This is a genomic window from Muricoccus vinaceus (genome assembly GCF_042433125.1).
GTDB classification, from domain to species: Bacteria; Pseudomonadota; Alphaproteobacteria; order Acetobacterales; family Acetobacteraceae; genus Roseomonas; species Roseomonas vinacea.
The window spans coordinates 1-16,820 of record NZ_JBHLVZ010000010.1; the positions used below are offsets into that span (position 1 = coordinate 1).

Genomic DNA, 16,820 nt, shown 5'->3' on the forward strand with positions numbered 1-16,820 from the left:
ATCGCCTGCGATCGTCGCCCCAGCGCGATCGCCTGCGATCGTCGCCCCAGCGCGATCGCCTGCGGCCGCAGCTCCCTGATCCGCCTGTTCGCGGCCCTGTTCCTTCTGCTGGCGGCGGGCTGCGCGGCGCCCTCGCCGCCGCGGGAGGCCCCGATTGCCTATCCACCCTCCGTTCGCGCCCGCCTGCTGCGCATCGTCGAGGCCGAGTGGACCGAGTGGGGTCGCATCGCCGCCGGTCCCGGCCTGCCCCGTCCCGCCAGCGGCGCCGAGGGCTCTCCCAACGCCTTTCCGCGCGTCCTAGCCTATTGGCGGGCCGTGCCGGACGAGGAGGCGGCAGCGGCCATCGCCCGCAACCGTGCGCGCTGGTCCGCCCAGCTTCCGGTCCAGCTTCTGAACCAGCCATCAGGGTGGACCAGCGCCCCGGCCGAGGGGGTCTGGTCCGAGCCCGCCTGGTCCGCCGCCTTCGTGTCCTTTGTGATGCGCTCGGCGGGGGTGGACGAGCGCGAGTTCCATGCTTCCGCCGCCCACGCCTTCTACCTTGACGCCATCCTGCGCGATGCCCGTGAATTTCCCGCGCAAGCGCCCTTTGTCCCGCATGACCCCGCCGCCCGTGCGCCCGAGCCCGGTGACCTCATCTGCGCCGACCGTTCCCGTCGCCCGCTTCCCTCCTGGCGGGAAAGGGTGCCGGAAACCGGTCTGTTCCGCCCCATGCACTGCGACATCGTGCTGCGCACCGCGCCCGGCACGGCGGAGGCGGTGGGTGGCAACATCGCCGATGCCGTGACGATGAGCCTGTATGCCACCGACGCGGCCGGCTTCCTTCTTCCGCGCCCGGCCGGCGAAGCCGTGGTCTTCGCGGTGATCGAGAATCGGCTTGGCCGCATCCCGCCGTTTCATTTTTCGCCGGTTATCTCAATGAGCAGCGTCGCGCCCTTTCGTTAACCCTCTGCTACAAAGGGTTGCGCGAAGGAAGCTTTTCCCGCGTTTGTGCGAATTCCTGCGCATTCTCCGCATGAACCTGCGGAAAGGGGATCGACAATATCTTCGGATATAACCATCTTCCGCGCCACGCGCTGACCTGGACGGCTTAATGCCGTGCGGGGGCCGCGCGGATTCTGGTATCCCCAAAGGAGGGAATAATGGCCGATTCAGGCGAAGCTGCGTCCAAGCGGAAGTCTGCCTTTGATCTGGACTCCATGAGTGCGCAGGAACTGACCGCCCTGATCGAGGCTGCCGAGGCGAAACGTGCCGAGAAGCAGGATGAGGCGAGGGCCGCGCTGATCGAGGAGTTTCGTGGCAAGGCTGCCCAGCTTGGCCTGGAACTGAACTCGCTCATTCCCGGCGCCGGCGCCGGGGCGCCTTCCTCCTCCCCCGCTCGGCGCACCCGCCGGGATGCCGGGGGTTCCGTTGCCGTGCGTTTCCGCGGGCCGAATGGTGAAACCTGGAGTGGTCGCGGCCGTATGCCTCGCTGGCTTTCGGCCATGGAAGCCGAAGGTCGTAAGCGGGAAGAATTCCGCCTCTGAACGGCACGCCCGCTTAGCGAGGTGATTTTTCATTTCACGATGTCCGGGACCGCCGTGGAAACGGCGGTCCGTTGATTTGTGTTTTCATCAGATAAAACGAAAATCTGTTGTGCTGAATTTCGTCTGGTGCGGCCGCGCTACAAGAATTCCGGGTATGCCCAAACAATCCGCCTCCACCTCTCATAACCGGCACCTGTCCGGAAAAGTCGCGTTATCGGGCGCCACATCGGCTTGGGCCGCCAGCCCGGCATTCTTTCCCCGTGCGAGCGGCGCCGACGCCTTGCCACCTGCCCAATGCGCGCTCCTCCTCCACTCCCGCAAGCCGGAGAAAGCGGTCACGCCCTTTCAGACCAGCGCCAGCATGGCCTGATGCACCGGCCCCTCCGCCAGCGAATAGGCGGTGGCGAAGTGGTTCGTCCCTTCGAGCACGATCGGCGTGACGCCGAGCCGCTGCGCGAAGTCCCGCGACTGCCGGATGAACTCGGGGCTCTCCGCCGTGCCGTAGCCGATCACCACCGGCGCCGCGATCCGCCGGACATGGTGAACCGGGCTCAGCGCCAGCGCCTCTGCCGCTTCCAGCGCCACATAGGCCCCACGTGCCGAGAGAAGCGCGGGTTCCAGGTCATACAAGCCCGACAGCAGCGTGACCGAGCGCAGAAGCGGCCCGACGCGCGGATCGGTGGCCGCCACCGCCGCCACATGCGCGCCGGAGGAGTGGCCGGACAGGTGCAGCGGCCCACGCCTGGCTGCCCAAAGGCAGGCCGCCACCACGTCCTCCACCATATGGGGCAGCCGGAACTCCGGCAGCAGGCGGAAGTCGGGCACGGCCACGTCCAGCCCCGCCGCCACCAGCGCCGGCGCCGCCATCCCGGCATCCGCCCGTGTCAGGCTCCTCCAGGCGCCCCCATGCACGTGCAGGTGAATTCCCCGCGCGGGCGGCGCCGCGCGGTAGAGGTCCAGCAGCCCCGCCCCGGTGTCGTGCACCTCCGGCGGATGCGCCGCGCGCGCCGCGGCGGTGTCCGCGGCATAGCGCGCGATCCAGTCCGCCGCGTCCTCGGCCCAGACCCGCTGGTCATAGGCCGCGTCCAGCCCGGCCTGGTCGTAGTCGCGCCAGATCTTCATGCCCGCCAATCTGCGGGCCGCCCGCGACGCGTCAAGCACCTCACCCCGACGCGACGGACCCCCATAAACCGGCGCCACGCCTTCTCGCTGCTCGCAGCCGCCCCGCTTGCCCGCCTCCGGGCGGCGCCGGCGCAGGCATGTGGGGTGAACTTCCTGCTCTCCTCCATCCGCGTCCTGACGGCCTGCGCGCCCAACACCCGACGGAAGGCACGCGGCCGGAATGCGGGGAAGGGCGTGAAGCCAAACGTCATCCCCGGGCGCCTCGCCTCTGGCGGATCTCTGCGCGCATGGGCTTTTCGGCTGGATGGCCCGGCGCGGCGGTTGGTCAGGCTCCAGGCCCCTCCACCGCCACCCACCAGGAAAAGGCGCGGGAACCGCCAGGCGCCAGCAGCACGATGCCGGGCTTGCCGGAGAACGCCCCGTCCCAGCCCAGCGGGGCGGCCGTACCGCACCAGGGCTCCAGGCACAGGAACGCCGCGCCTCCCGGCTTGGACCAGAGGCCGAGGTCGCCGTAGCCCTCCCATCCCATCTCCAGAGCGGCACCGGGCGCGGCGTAGCGGATGCGGCGGCCCGGGAAGCCGGGCAGCACGATGGCGTCGGCATCGAACAGGCGAGGATGCAGCGGCAGGGTGCCGCCGGTCAGCGGGATCCGCTCCGCCGCGTCCAGCAGCCCGCCGCTCAGCCGCCGCGCCTCCAGGACCCCCGATTCCAGTCCCGGGAAGAACAGCGAGTGCCCCTCCGCCGAGGCCTCCCCCGGCAGGGGCCAGGCGAAGGCCGGATGGGCGCCGAGACTGAAGGGGAGGGGGGCCTCGCCCGGGTTGGACACGGTCGCGGTGCAGCGCAGCCGCCCCGCCTCCACCACCCAGTCCAGCTCCAGGGTGAAAGGAAAGGGATAGGCCGCCCGTGTCGCCGCGTCGTCGGCCAGGCGCAGGGAGCAGCCATCAGAGTCGCGCCGCAGCCACTCGAAGCGCCGGTCGCGCGCGAAGCCGTGCTGGCTCATCCGGTGCTCGCGGCCCGCGTGGCGGAGAACGTCCCCCGGCAGCCGCCCCACCAGGGGAAACAGCACGGGCGCATGCCGCGGCCATGCCGGGCCCGCCTGCCAGAGCCATTCCCCGCCCGAGGCATCCTGCAGGGACCGCAGCTCCGCTCCCTCCGCCGAGACGGCGGCGGTCAGCCCTTGGCTTCCGAAACGATGGAGCTCGCTCATGCACCCAGGGATGCGATGCCGGCGCCCCGCACGCAACCCGCAACCCCCCAGGCGCGTCCCTGTCACAAAGGGCCATGTCCGCAAGGGTGGCACCCGGCCCATGACGGAGACGCCATGCTGCAAGTCCTGCCTGCCGGCCTCGGCCGCGCCCTGTCCCGCATGCGGCCCGGCATCAACGCGCTGCTTTTCGCCGGGGTGAACGTGCCGGCGGTGATCGAGGTGACCAGCCCGGCCTTCCTGCAGGGGGGCGCGATCCCGCCCTTGTACACGGCCGACGGCGCCGGCCTGTCCCCGCCTTTGTCATGGCGCGGCCTTCCAGCCGACGCCGCCGCCTTGCTGCTGGTGGTGGAGGACGCCGACAGCCCGACACCGCGTCCTATGGTGCACGCCATCGCAACCCGCCTGCCGCTGGTAGGCGCGGGGCTCGCCGCCGGGGATCTGGAAGGAATGCCCGGCCTGGGGCTCGGCCGGAACTCGTATTTCCGCAGGGCTTGGCTGCCGCCCGATCCGCCCCCCGGCCATGGGCCGCACCGCTACGCCTTCCAGGTCTTCGCCCTGCGGCGGCGTCCGGAAGGGCTGGGAAGCAACCCCGGCCGCGGCGCCGTGAGGGCCGCCCTCGGGCAAGGGGTGATCGCGAAGGGGTGCCTGATCGGCACCTATGCGCGATCGGCCGAAACCCGGCGCCGCCGGGCCGGCACCCTGATCAGCCGAGGATCTCGCTGACAATCTGCCGGATCTCGGCCTCGCTGAGCGTACCGGCGGAACCGGGGCGCGGGGTGGTGTGGGCGGTGGAAAGAGGCTGGCGATGGGCCAGCGGGCTGGTGTTGGTCTGCATAATCAAATGTTTCTTCTTTGTTTGGCCCGGACGGCGTTTCCGCGTCGCCAGGACGTCTCATGGGCCACCATGGCCCGCACCCATTTCGGAGCGGGCATCGGGCGGCCCCGTGTCACGGCCGTGACGATCACGGCCGAGGTTGCCAAAGCCGCCGGAACTCCCGGCGGATTGCCTTGGCGAAAGATCCCGGCGGAGGGGGCAGGGGCGTCACCGGGCCAATGGCCATGCGACACCCCATACCCGGCCGCGCGGGCGGTTTGGATCACCCATCAACGGGAGGCGGCCCGGGCCGCCCCGTGTCCAGATCGAAGAAGGGCTCAGCCCATCTGGAGGTTGGCGGCGGACATCTTGCCCTTCGGGTCCTTCTGGACCTCGAAGGAGAGCTTGTCACCCTCGTTCAGGCCGCGAAGCCCCGCACGGGTCACGTCCGAGATGTGAACAAAAACGTCCTTGGAGCCATCATCCGGCTGAATGAAGCCGTAGCCCTTGGTCGCATTGAACCACTTCACGGTTCCGGTCGGCATCGATCGCACATCTTTCGCAAGGAGGTTGCCCCACGGGCCGGCCCCGGCCAGGAGGCAGGAACCGGCAGGAAGTCGGGCCCGGTCCGCCCCTGAGGGGCGAGGAACGCGGTCCGGACCAGCGTGGCGCACTGGATTTGGGGCCGCATGAAGGAATTGCAACCTCCGTCGGCCCTGGACCGCTTTCCCGCGCCCTGTGGTTCCGGCGGATGGGCCGGCGCATCTGCCGTGGCGGCCTTTTCCGGTGTCTTTTCCCTGGCCTTCCCACGGGGAAGCCGTCATATAGCCGCCCGCCGGGCTGGACCGCGAAGGTTCCGCCCGCCCTCCGCGTATGCGGTGGGCTGACAGGAACGGCCACGCCGCGGCGTTTCCGGCCACATGGACACCCGTCGCGCAGGAATGGCGCGCGGACCCCATGCCGCCCGAAGCGCCGGGGAACCCCCCACCCGAAGCGCGGGCGGGGCGGGCGCAGAGACCCTTCATCCCATCCGTGTCGCAACACCGTCCCATCAGGCAATCCGGCCGGATGGGGCCGACAGGATGCACGCATGTTCGACAACTACTACCGCAAGGACATCGAGTGGGGCGGCAAGACGCTCACCCTCGAGACCGGCAAGGTGGCCCGCCAGGCCGACGGCGCCGTGATGGCCCGCCTGGGCGACACCATCGTCCTCTGCACCGTGGTCGGCGCCCGCAACGTGAAGCCGGGCCAGGACTTCTTCCCGCTGACCGTGAACTACCAGGAAAAGGCCTATGCGGCCGGTAAGATCCCCGGCGGCTTCTTCAAGCGCGAGGGCCGTCCCTCCGAGAACGAGACGCTCGTCTCCCGCCTGATCGACCGCCCGATCCGCCCCCTCTTCCCCGAGGGCTTCCGCAACGAGATCCAGGTGGTCGCCACCGTTCTCTCGCATGACCTCGAGAACAACCCGGACGTGGTGGCCATGGTCGGCTGCTCCGCCGCGCTGACCATCTCGGGCATTCCCTTCTTCGGCCCGATCGCCGGCGCCCGCGTGGGTTATGCCGGGGGTGAGTACATCCTCAACCCCACCATGGAGCAGGTGAAGACCAGCGAGCTCGACCTCTTCGTCGCCGGCACCGCCGAGGGCGTGCTGATGGTGGAGTCCGAGGCCAAGGAGCTGTCCGAGGACGTGATGCTCGGCGCCGTGGAGTTCGGCCACAAGGCCTTCCAGCCGGTCATCCAGGGCATCATCGAGCTGGCCGAGCGCGCCGCCAAGGAGCCCTGGGCGCTGACCGAGGTGTCGGACGCCGAGCGAGCGCTGAAGGCCCGCATCGCCGAGATCGGCGCCGCCGACATGGCCGAGGCCTACAAGGAGACCGTCAAGCAGAGCCGCTACGCCAAGGTCGGCGCGGTGAAGAAGGCGATCGCCGAGAAGCTGGAGGCCGAGGGCTACGACGCCGCCGCCGCCAAGGGCCTCATGAAGGGCCTCGAGGCCGACGTGGTGCGCAACACCATCCTCGACACCGGCATCCGCATCGACGGCCGCGACACCAAGACCGTGCGCCCCATCGTGGCCGAGGTCGGCGTGCTGCCGCGCTCGCACGGCTCCTCGCTGTTCACCCGGGGCGAGACGCAGGCCTTCTGCGTGGCGACGCTGGGCACCGGCCAGGACGAGCAGATCATCGACGCCCTCGCGGGCGAGTACCGCGAGGACTTCATGCTGCACTACAACTTCCCCCCCTACTCGGTGGGCGAGACCGGCCGCATGGGCTCCCCGGGCCGGCGTGAGATCGGCCACGGCAAGCTCGCCTGGCGCGCCATCCACCCGCTGCTGCCCGAGAAGGACAAGTTCCCCTACACCATCCGCGTGGTGTCGGAGATCACGGAAAGCAACGGCTCCTCCTCCATGGCCACCGTTTGCGGCACCTCGCTGTCGCTGATGGACGCGGGCGTGCCGCTGAAGCGTCCCTGCGCCGGCATCGCCATGGGCCTGATCAAGGAGGAGAAGGGCTTCGCCGTGCTGTCCGACATCCTCGGCGACGAGGACCACCTCGGCGACATGGACTTCAAGGTGGCCGGCTCCGAGCAGGGCATCACCGCCCTGCAGATGGACATCAAGATCACCTCCATCACCTTCGAGATCATGCGCATCGCGCTGGATCAGGCGAAGGACGGGCGCATCCACATCCTCGGCGAGATGGCCAAGGGCCTGTCCGGCTCCCGCGGCGAGGTCGCGGCCACCGCGCCGCGCATCACCGTGATCCAGGTGCCCAAGGACAAGATCCGCGAAGTGATCGGCACGGGCGGCAAGGTGATCCGCGAGATCGTCGAGCAGACCGGCACCAAGATCGACATCGAGGACGACGGCACGATCAAGATCGCGTCGAGCAGCACCGAGGCGACCCAGGCCGCGATCGACCGCATCCGCGGCATCACGGCCGAGGCCGAGGTGGGCGCGATCTACAACGGCACCGTGGTGAAGGTGGCCGACTTCGGTGCCTTCGTGAACTTCCTCGGCGCCAAGGACGGCCTGGTCCACATCTCCGAGCTCGGCCAGGAGCGGGTGAGCCGCACTGGGGACGTCGTCTCGGTGGGCGACAAGGTGAAGGTCAAGGTCATCGGCTTCGACGACCGCGGCAAGGTGAAGCTGTCCATGCGGACGGTGGACCAGCAGACCGGCGCCGACATCACGGAGCAGGTCGGCGCCAAGCGCCCCCGCCCCGAGGGTGAGGAAGGCGGCGATCGCGGTGGCGACCGGGGCGGCGAGCGCGGCCCCCGCCGCGAGCGCGACGGCTTCCGTGGCGGCGACCGCGGCCCCCGCCGCCAGGACTGACCGGCTCCGCGGGGACGGTTCGCCGTCCCCGTGAGGGCATCCGTTGAAAACACGGCTCGTAAGAAGCGTTATGCCGGGCCGGGGGACTGTTTCATTCCCCCGGCCCGCGCCATATGCGGCCCTCGTTAACCCATGTTTGCCCCTGTTGCAGGAACATCCCGGCTGTGAAGGCGATCAACACCATCCGCATGGGCGGTGCCGACGTCCTGCCCCTCGTCGAGGGTGGCAAGGGCGTTTCGGCGTCCAACGGCGCATCCTGCGGCAACTGGGCTGCGGAGGGAGGAATCGGCACCTTCTCCGCCGTCAATGCCGACAGCTACGATGCCCAGGGGCGGATCATCCCCCAGGAATACCACGGCAAGACCCGGCGCGAGCGCCACGAGGAGCTGGTCGCCTACGGCATCGCCGGCGGTATCGCCCAGGCGCGGGAGGCTTATGAGCGCTCCAACGGCCAGGGCCGGGTTCACGCCAACATCCTCTGGGAGATGGGCGGTGCGGAGCGCGTGGCGCGCGGCATGCTGGAGGGGGCCAAGGGCCTCATCAACGGCATCACCTGCGGCGCCGGCATGCCCTACCGCCTGGCCGATATCGCCAGGGAATACCGGGTCCACATCTATCCCATCGTTTCCTCCTCCCGCGCCTTCGCCGCGTTGTGGAAGCGCGCCTATTCCAAGGCCAGCGAGTGGCTGGGCGGCGTGGTCTACGAGGACCCCTGGCTGGCCGGCGGCCACAACGGCCTGTCCAACTCCGAGAACCCGCGCGTGCCGGAGGATCCCTTCCCCCGCGTGCTGAAGCTGCGCCAGCAGATGCGGGAGTTCGGCCTGGGCGACGTGCCGATCATCATGGCCGGCGGTGTCTGGTGGCTGGAGGAATGGCAGGACTGGCTCGACAACCCCGAGCTCGGCCCCATCGCCTTCCAGTTCGGCACCCGCCCGCTGGTGACCCGCGAGAGCCCGATCCCGGATGCCTGGAAGCAGCGCCTGCTGACCCTCAAGCCCGGCGACGTGTCGCTCCAGAACTTCTCCCCCACCGGCTTCTATTCCAGCGCCGTGCGCAACGACTTCCTGCGCGAGCTGGAGGGACGCAGCCACCGTCAGGTGGCCTATACCGCCCAACCCATCGGCGAGCACTCGGCGACCTATGGCGTCGGCCCCCGCAAGCGCCCCGTCTATCTCGTGCCGGCCGATCTCGAGCATGTCCGCCAGTGGGAAGCCGAAGGCCATACGGAGGCGCTGCGCACCCCTGACGACACGCTGATCTTCGTCACCCCCGAGACCAGCCGCCAGATCGTGGCGGACCAGATCGCGTGCATGGGCTGCCTTTCCCAGTGCCGCTTCTCCAACTGGGCCCAGCACACGGACGATCACTCCAACGGCAAGAAGGCCGATCCCCGCTCCTTCTGCATCCAGAAGACTCTGCAGGAGATCGGCCATGGCGGCGATCCCGAGCACAACCTCATGTTCGCCGGCCACAACGCCTATCGTTTCGCCCAGGATCCCTTCTACTCCAACGGGTTCATCCCGACGGTGAAGGAACTCGTGGGCCGGATCATGACCGGGCGCTGAGCGACCCGGCCCGTGCGGCATCGAACGGCCCGGTCCCCGCGAGGGGGCCGGGCCGTCCTCATTCCGTGATGCCGCGCTCCTGGGCCGCCGGGTGACATTCCGTCGGCCGGAAGCCTAGTTTCGCCGCAACAGGAGTCCCCGGGACTCCAGGCGGAGACAGGCGATGCTCGAACTCAAGATCAACGGCCAGGCGAAGCAGGTGGACGCCGAGGGCGACACCCCGCTGCTCTGGGTGCTGCGCGACACGCTCGGCATGACCGGCACGAAATATGGCTGCGGCATCGCGCAATGCGGCGCCTGCACGGTGCTGGTGGACGGCAACGCCACCCGCTCCTGCGTCACCCCCGCGGAAAGCGTGGTGGGCATGGAGGTCACCACGATCGAGGCGGTGGAGCAGGACCCCGTCGGCGCCAGGGTGGTGGAGGCCTGGACCGCCGGGCAGGTGGCCCAGTGCGGCTACTGCCAGTCCGGCCAGGTCATGGCGGCGACCGCGCTGCTCAAGGCCACGCCGAAGCCGACCGACGAGGACATCACGACGGCCATGACCAACCTGTGCCGCTGCGGCACCTACAACGCCATCGCCGCCGCCGTGCGGCAGGCCGCGACGGCCTGAGCGGGAAAGCGCGCATCATGGACGGCATGAACATTCCCCCCACCGACGCCATCCTCGGCCGGCCCCCGGCCGAGGTGACGATCCCCGAGAACGGCGTCGCCAACCTGTCCCGCCGCGGCCTCTTCGGCATCGGCGCCGGCGCGCTGCTGCTGGGCACCCTGGCCGGCAACCGGACCGCCCGCGCGCAGGGCGAGGGCATGGCCGCCGCCGCCCCGCGCCCCGGCAGCCAGGTCGCCGCCTTCCTGGAGATCCGCGGGGACGGCAAGGTCCGCCTCCTGTCGCCCTTCGTGGAGGGCGGCCAGGGCATCGCCACCGCCATGGCGCAGATCGTGGGCGAGGAGCTGGACTTCGACCCCGCGCACTTCATCGTGGACTGCGCGCCGCCCGGCGCCGACTACCTCGTGGTGAACGGCCGGCGCCTCACGGGTGGCAGCCTTTCGGTCCGCTCCAGCTACGCCACCATGCGCCAGCTCGGGGCGAGCGCCCGCAACATGCTCGTCCGCGCCGCCGCCGCGCGGCTGGACGTGCCGGAGGGCGAGCTGGCCACGGAGCCCGGCCGCGTCGTCCACAAGGCGTCGAACCGCTCCCTCGCCTATGGCGAGCTGGCCGAGGCCGCGATGAAGCTGCAGCCGAGCGAGGTCGCCTCGCTGCGCGACCCCGCCACCTTCCGCTGGATCGGCAAGCCCGTCGCCCGGCTGGACGCGCGGGACAAGTCCACCGGCCGGGCCGAGTACGCCATCGACCTTTCGGTCGAGAACATGCTCCAGGCCGCCGTCACCCACGCGCCGCGGCTGGGCCAGGAGCCGGGCGACCTCGCCAACGAGGCCGAGGTGCGGGCCATGCCGGGCGTGCACTCCATCCACAGGCTGCCCGGCGCCGTCGCCGTGCTGGCCGACCGCTGGTGGCGCGCCCGCAAGGCGGTGGAGGCCCTGAACGTCACCTGGACGGAGGGGCGGAGCCCCCGCGCTCTGCCGGCCGACTTCTCCTCCGCGGGCATGCTCGCGGCGCTTCGCGCGGAGAAGGGCGCCGGCAACCCGGCCGAGGAAAGCGGTGACCTCGCCGCCGCCTTCGCGGGCGCGGCCAGGACGGTCGAGGCGGAATACGATGCGCCCTACCTCGCCCACGCGCAGCTCGAGCCTCCCTCCGCCATCGCGCGCTTCAACGGGGATGGCACGCTGGATCTCTGGCTGCCCAACCAGGCGCCCGAGATGTTCCAGGCCACCGCCGCCGGCATCGCCGGGCTGGAGCCGGCGAAGGTGAAGATCCATTCCCCGATCCTCGGCGGCTTCTTCGGCCGGCACTTCCTTTACGACGCCTCGGCGCCCTATCCGCAGGCCATCGCGCTGGCCAAGGCCGTGAACCGCCCGGTGAAGGTGCTCTGGACGCGCGAGGAGGAGTTCCTGCGCGACGGCCTGCGCCCCATGGGCTTCGTGCGCTTCAAGGGCGCCGTGGGCGCGGACGGCATGCCCGTCGCGTTCCAGGCCGCCGCGGTCGGGGAAGGACCCATCGGCCGCTACTTCACCCCCAACCAGCCCATCGATTCCTCGATGGTGGAGGGCATCGCCGGCAAGCCCTACGCGATCGGCGCGAAGCGCGTGGACTGCGTGAAGGTGGCCCAGCCCCCGATCATCGCCTTCTGGCGATCGGTCGGCCACTCGATGAACGACTTCTTCTACGAGTCCTTCCTCGACGAACTCGCCGCGGCCGGCGGCAAGGACCCCTTCGAGATGCGGCTCGCGATGCTCCGCGACAGCCCGCGCCACGCGACGCTGCTGCGCGCCGTGGCGGAGCTGTCCGGCGGCTGGAAGCGCGGCCCCTTCGACGCCGAGGGCGGCCGACGCGCGCGCGGCGTGGCCATGGCCTCGCCCTTCGGCTCGGAGGTCGCGACCATTGCCGAGGTCTCGATCACCGATGGCGAGATCCAGGTCCATGACCTGTGGATCGCGATCGACCCGGGCCGCGCCGTGAATCCCGCGATCATTGAGGCCCAGGTCCGCTCCGCCGCCGCCATCGGCCTGTCCTCCTCCCTTCTGGAGGAAGTGACCTACGAGGGCGGGGCCCCGCAGCAGCGTAACTTCGACGCCTACACCATCCTGCCCCATGCCCGCATGCCGCGGGTGCATGTGCGCGTGGTGGAGAGCGGCGCGGCGCTGGGCGGCGTGGGGGAGCCGGGCGTGCCCGGCGTGCCGCCCGCGGTGGCCAATGCGGTGGCGGCGCTGACGGGACAGCGCATCCGCAGCCTGCCCATGTCGAAGACCCGCCTCGGCTCTGCCTGAGGGACGGGGGCGGGGCGTTTAGCGCCCCGCCCCCTCCCGCGTGAGGGCATCTTCCACCGCGCGCGCCACCGCGAGCAGTCGCCGGTCGCCTCCGTTCTCTCCCGTGAGCATCAGCCCCACGGGCGCCTCGCCCTCCGCCTGGCAGGGGATGCTGATGGAGCAGCGGTCCAGGAAGTTCGCCACGGACGTGTTGCGCAGCAGCAATCTGTTGATCCGGTTGAAGGCGTCCGCTTCGGCCAGTTCCGCGATGGCGGGCGGCGTCAGCGGGCAGGTGGGGGCGAGAATGGCGTCGAGGGGTGCCGTGCGCGGGGCGATCGCCGCGATGATCCGTGCCCGCTCGGCCATCAGCTCAATCAGGTCTGTCGCCGACATGCTGGCCCCGCCCTCGATCCGCGCCAGGATCAGCGGGTCGTAGCGGTCGCGCGCCCGGCCGATCAGCTCGCGGTGCAGCGCCCAGGCCTCCGCCGCGGCGAAGCCCCCGGCGGCGTTGGCGGCCGGTATCTCCGCGATCTCCGGCAATGCCACGTCGATCAATCGCGCTCCCGCCGCCTCCAGCCGCCGCAGCGCGATCTCGAAGGCCGCGGCCACGGGCGGCGCGATGCCGTCGAACAGATAGGTCGCGCTCGGCAGGCCCAGCCGCAGCCCTTCCAGCGGCATGGCCGGGGGAGGGGACTCGTCGTCTTCCCCGGCCATCACCGCGTCCAGCACCGCGCAGCAGGCGACGGAGGGCGCCAGCGGACCGATGCTGTCCAGCGTGGCCGAAAGCGGGAAGGCCCCGGCCAGCGGCACGCGTCGCGCGGTGGGCTTGAAGCCCGTGATGCCGCAGAGCGCCGCCGGCACCCGGCAGGAGCCGCCGGTGTCCGAGCCGATTGCGCCGAACCCCATCCCATCTGCGACCGCCACCGCCGCGCCGGAGGAGGAGCCCCCCGGCGCCCGGCCGGTCTCGCGGTCCCATGGCGCGCGCGGGGTGCCGTGATGCGGGTTTAGTCCCGTGCCGGAAAAGGCGAACTCCACCATGTTGGTGCGCCCCAGCACCACGAAGCCCGCGCGTTCCAGCCGCGCGATGGCCGGCGCGGTCGCCGTTGCCGGCGCCGCGTCCCGCCGCGCGACGGAGCCCGCCGCCGTCACCGCGCCCGCCTGGTCGAACAGGTCCTTCACCGAGATCGGGATGCCCGCCCAGGGGCCGGGCGCGCGGGCCACGCGGCGCAGCTGGTCCATCGCTCCCGCCGCCGCGCGCGCCGCCTCCGCCTGCACGGCCACGAAGGCGCGCCCCCCCTCGCCATCCGGTGCCGCGATGCGCTCGAGTGCCTCCTCCACCAGTTGCGCGGAGGTCGTGTCGCCCATGGCCAGGGCGTCGGCGGCGGAGAGTAGGGTCCTCATGTTCCGAGGATGCGGCCTGCATGACCTAACGGCAATGCGAGCGCCGTTGACAACCCAACGAGCAGGGAAGCAATTTAAGAATAACCATTGGGTTACCGGCGGCCGGATTTATCGGCAACGGAACCCTGAATGAATTCGGGAGAGTGTCCATGTCCATTCAAGCCCCCCGCCGGGCCCTGTTGCTCGGAGCGTTGGCCGCACCCTTCATCGCCGGCCGCGCCTCCGCCCAGACCGTTACGCTGCGCTCCGCCGATGTTCATCCGGATGGCTATCCCACGGTGGAAGCCGTGAAGTTCATGAGCAAGCAGGTGGAGGAGCGCTCGGGCGGGCGACTGCGCATCCAGGTCTTCGGCTCCCGCCAGCTCGGCGAGGAGAAGGACACGCTGGAGCAGACGCGCTTCGGCGTGATCGACCTGAACCGCGTGAACTCGGCCAGCCTCAACTCCCTGATCCCCGAGACGGTGATCCCCGGCCTGCCCTTCCTGTTCCGCGACGAGCCCCACATGCACCGCGTGCTGGATGGCGCCATCGGCGAAGACATCATCTCCGGCGCCACCCGCCACGGCCTCGTGCCGCTCGGCTACTATGACAGCGGCGCACGCTCCTTCTACACGCGCGCCAAAGCGATCCATGAGCCCGGCGACCTGCGCGGGCAGAAGATCCGCGTGCAGGCCTCGGACATGTGGGTGGCGATGATGCGCGGCTTCGGGGCCAATCCCTCGCCGCTGCCGACCGGCGAGGTCTACTCCGCTCTCCAGACCGGCGTGGTGGACGGGGCCGAGAACAACTACCCCTCCTACCAGTCCTTCCGGCACTTCGAGGTGGCGAAGTTCTACTCCGTCTCCGAGCATTCCATGGCACCGGAGGTGCTGGTCATGTCCAAGCGCTCCTTCGACCGCCTGCCCAAGGACATGCAGGAGGTGCTGCGCCAGGCGGCCAAGGACAGCGTGCCCGAGATGCGGCGCCTCTGGCAGGCCCGCAGCGAGGAGGCCAAAGCCGCCGTCATCGCAGCCGGCGCCCAGATCAACACCCTGGACAAGGCGCCCTTCGAGCGCGCCATGGGCCCGGTCTACGATCGCTTCGTCAGCGATGCCCGCATGAAGGGCATCGTCGCCCGCATCCGCGAGACGGCCTGAGCATGCTGGCCAGCACGCAGCGCGGCCTTTCGGCCGCGCTGGATGCCGTATGCCGCGTGACCCTTTTCGTTGCGGGCGTGGCCCTGCTCGCGATGGTCGCGGTGGTCGCCTATGCCGTTTTCGGGCGCTTCGTGCTGAACGATACGCCCGAATGGGCGGAATCCGTGGCGATGATGCTGATGGCCTGGACCATCATGGGCGCCGCCGCCGTGGGCGTCCGCGAGGGCTTCCACATGGGCTTCGACACGCTGAAGGCCCTGCTGCCGGCCCCGCTCGAGCGGTTCTGCGACATCGTCTCGGACCTTTGCATCACCGGCTTCGGCATCGGCATGGCCTGGTTCACCGGGGAACTCGCGGCGGAGGTGTCCGATACCACGCTTCCCACCATCGGGCTGAGCGGGGCGGTGGAATACCTGCCGCTGGTGCTTGGTGGCGTGCTCATCACCCTGTTCGGGATCGAGCGGCTCCTCGCTCATGCAGCCGGCCTGCGGGCGCCGGCGGACATGCACCCCAAACCCATCCTGACCGACGCCTGACGCTGGCCGCGGCGCGGAAGAGAACACACCCATGGATATTGCGGTCCTGCTCGGCAGCTTCACGCTGCTGCTGCTGATCGGCACGCCCGTCGCCTTCGCGCTGGGCATCGCCGCCTTCGTCACCGTGCTCTGGATGGACCTGCCGGCCATCGTGGTGTTCCAGCAGATCGCCTCCGGCATGAACATCTTCTCCATGCTGGCGATCCCCTTCTTCATCTTCGCCGGCGACCTGATGATGCGCGGCCAGATCGCGGACCGCCTTGTCGCGCTGGCCTCCGCCATGGTCGGCCACCTGCGCGGGGGCCTGGGCCAGGTGAACGTGGTGGCGGCGACGCTGTTCGGCGGCGTCTCGGGCTCCGCGGTGGCGGATGCCTCGGCCATCGGCGGCGTGATGATCCCGCAGATGCGCGCCCGCGGCTACGCGCCGGACTACGCGGTGAACGTCACCGCCAACGCGGCGCTGATCGACCTGCTGATCCCGCCTTCCCACAACATGATCCTCTACGTCATCGCGGCCGGCGGCGCGATCTCGGTGGCGGACCTCTTCACCGCCGGGCTCCTCCCGGGCCTGCTGCTGATGCTCGCCATCATGTTCGTCGCCTGGCTTGTCGCGGTGCGCCGGGGCTACCCGCGCGAGCAGTTCCCGGGCTGGTGGGCGCTGCTGCGCCTGGCGGTCGGTGCGACCCCCGGGCTGATGCTGATCGTGATCATCTTCGCCGGCGTGCGCTCGGGCATCTTCACCGCCACCGAAAGCGCCTGCGTGGCCGTGATCTACGCCATGCTGGTCATCGGCCTGGTTTACCGCAGCCTGACCTGGGAAGCCTTCCGCGAGGCGGTGCTGGGTGCCTGCCGCACCACCGGCATGGTGCTGCTGATCATCGGCACGGCGTCCGCCTTCGGCTGGCTGATGGCGCTGATGCAGGTGCCCGTCGCGGCGGTCGCCATGATGAAGAGCATCACCTCCGACCCCCTGGCCATGCTGCTGCTGATCAACGTGGTCCTGCTCGTGCTCGGCACCTTCATGGACATGGCGCCGCTGATCATGATCGGCACGCCGGTCTTCCTGCCGGTGGCCGTCGCGGCCGGGATGGACCCCGTGCAGTTCGGTATCGTGCTGATCCTGAACCTCGGCATCGGCCTGATCACGCCGCCGGTGGGCCCCCTGTTGTTCGTTGCCTGCGCGGTGGGCAAGGTCTCCATGTGGGAGGCCACCCGCACCAGCGCGCCCTTCTACCTCGCGAGCTTTGTGGTTCTGATGGCCGTGACCTACATTCCCTGGATCTCGCTCTGGCTCCCGTCCGTTTTCCGCTGAGG

General features: G+C 70.1%; 15 protein-coding genes. 10 read left to right on the plus strand and 5 right to left on the minus strand.

Annotation, left to right across the window (positions count from 1 at the left end):
• Window positions 1-942: DUF2272 domain-containing protein (locus tag ACFFIC_RS08375; protein WP_377049719.1), on the plus strand; the 942-nt coding region annotated here is incomplete at its 5' end.
• 197 nt (window positions 943-1,139) lie between these two features.
• A complete protein-coding gene (locus ACFFIC_RS08380; RefSeq protein WP_377049720.1) occupies window positions 1,140-1,523 on the plus strand; it encodes an H-NS histone family protein in 384 nt (127 codons plus the stop codon).
• 345 nt (window positions 1,524-1,868) lie between these two features.
• Here the strand turns inward: ACFFIC_RS08380 and ACFFIC_RS08385 are convergent, their stop codons facing one another.
• Both ACFFIC_RS08385 and ACFFIC_RS08390 read right to left on the minus strand, forming a co-directional pair.
• Window positions 1,869-2,645: an alpha/beta hydrolase gene (locus ACFFIC_RS08385; protein WP_377049721.1), complete on the minus strand. Its 777-nt coding sequence runs from the start codon at window positions 2,643-2,645 to the stop codon at window positions 1,869-1,871.
• Between the two features lie 325 nt (window positions 2,646-2,970).
• Window positions 2,971-3,852 carry an aldose 1-epimerase family protein gene (locus ACFFIC_RS08390; RefSeq protein ID WP_377049722.1) on the minus strand — a complete coding sequence of 294 codons (882 nt, stop codon included), beginning with the start codon at window positions 3,850-3,852 and terminating at the stop codon, window positions 2,971-2,973.
• Window positions 3,853-3,966: 114 nt separating this feature from the next.
• Between ACFFIC_RS08390 and ACFFIC_RS08395 the strand changes: the two genes are divergently transcribed.
• Window positions 3,967-4,575 carry a YbhB/YbcL family Raf kinase inhibitor-like protein gene (locus ACFFIC_RS08395; protein ID WP_377049723.1) on the plus strand — a complete coding sequence of 203 codons (609 nt, stop codon included), beginning with the start codon at window positions 3,967-3,969 and terminating at the stop codon, window positions 4,573-4,575.
• Here ACFFIC_RS08395 and ACFFIC_RS08400 read toward each other — a convergent pair.
• Window positions 4,556-4,687: a hypothetical protein gene (locus ACFFIC_RS08400; protein ID WP_377049724.1), complete on the minus strand. Its 132-nt coding sequence runs from the start codon at window positions 4,685-4,687 to the stop codon at window positions 4,556-4,558. The genes ACFFIC_RS08395 and ACFFIC_RS08400 overlap by 20 nt on opposite strands.
• A gap of 317 nt (window positions 4,688-5,004) precedes the next feature.
• The gene (locus tag ACFFIC_RS08405; RefSeq protein ID WP_043830510.1) at window positions 5,005-5,211 is read right to left on the minus strand and encodes a cold-shock protein; all 207 of its coding nucleotides are present in this window, start codon (window positions 5,209-5,211) and stop codon (window positions 5,005-5,007) included.
• 545 nt (window positions 5,212-5,756) lie between these two features.
• On the opposite strand from ACFFIC_RS08405, the gene pnp reads away from it, so the two are divergent.
• The 4 genes from pnp (at window position 5,757) to ACFFIC_RS08425 (ending at window position 12,454) form a co-directional block, all read left to right on the plus strand.
• Window positions 5,757-8,000 (plus strand): polyribonucleotide nucleotidyltransferase, encoded by a 2,244-nt coding sequence (gene pnp, locus ACFFIC_RS08410; protein ID WP_377049725.1) that lies wholly within the window; start codon window positions 5,757-5,759, stop codon window positions 7,998-8,000.
• A 164-nt stretch (window positions 8,001-8,164) separates the two neighbouring features.
• A complete protein-coding gene (locus tag ACFFIC_RS08415) occupies window positions 8,165-9,565 on the plus strand; it encodes an NAD(P)H-dependent flavin oxidoreductase (protein WP_377049726.1) in 1,401 nt (466 codons plus the stop codon).
• 163 nt (window positions 9,566-9,728) lie between these two features.
• On the plus strand, window positions 9,729-10,178 hold the full coding sequence (locus ACFFIC_RS08420; RefSeq protein ID WP_377049727.1) for a (2Fe-2S)-binding protein: 450 nt from the start codon (window positions 9,729-9,731) through the stop codon (window positions 10,176-10,178).
• 17 nt (window positions 10,179-10,195) lie between these two features.
• Window positions 10,196-12,454 carry a xanthine dehydrogenase family protein molybdopterin-binding subunit gene (locus ACFFIC_RS08425; protein ID WP_377049728.1) on the plus strand — a complete coding sequence of 753 codons (2,259 nt, stop codon included), beginning with the start codon at window positions 10,196-10,198 and terminating at the stop codon, window positions 12,452-12,454.
• Between the two features lie 18 nt (window positions 12,455-12,472).
• Here the strand turns inward: ACFFIC_RS08425 and ACFFIC_RS08430 are convergent, their stop codons facing one another.
• Complete coding sequence (locus ACFFIC_RS08430) at window positions 12,473-13,834, minus strand: amidase (RefSeq protein ID WP_377049729.1); 1,362 nt, start codon at window positions 13,832-13,834, stop codon at window positions 12,473-12,475.
• Window positions 13,835-13,983: 149 nt separating this feature from the next.
• On the opposite strand from ACFFIC_RS08430, the gene ACFFIC_RS08435 reads away from it, so the two are divergent.
• The 3 genes from ACFFIC_RS08435 to ACFFIC_RS08445 are packed head-to-tail and all read left to right on the plus strand — an operon-like array spanning window position 13,984 to window position 16,818.
• Window positions 13,984-14,970 carry a TRAP transporter substrate-binding protein gene (locus ACFFIC_RS08435; protein WP_377049730.1) on the plus strand — a complete coding sequence of 329 codons (987 nt, stop codon included), beginning with the start codon at window positions 13,984-13,986 and terminating at the stop codon, window positions 14,968-14,970.
• A gap of 2 nt (window positions 14,971-14,972) precedes the next feature.
• Complete coding sequence (locus tag ACFFIC_RS08440) at window positions 14,973-15,506, plus strand: TRAP transporter small permease (RefSeq protein WP_377049731.1); 534 nt, start codon at window positions 14,973-14,975, stop codon at window positions 15,504-15,506.
• Window positions 15,507-15,537: 31 nt separating this feature from the next.
• Complete coding sequence (locus ACFFIC_RS08445) at window positions 15,538-16,818, plus strand: TRAP transporter large permease (protein WP_377049732.1); 1,281 nt, start codon at window positions 15,538-15,540, stop codon at window positions 16,816-16,818.
• The last annotated feature ends 2 nt before the right edge of the window (window positions 16,819-16,820 follow it).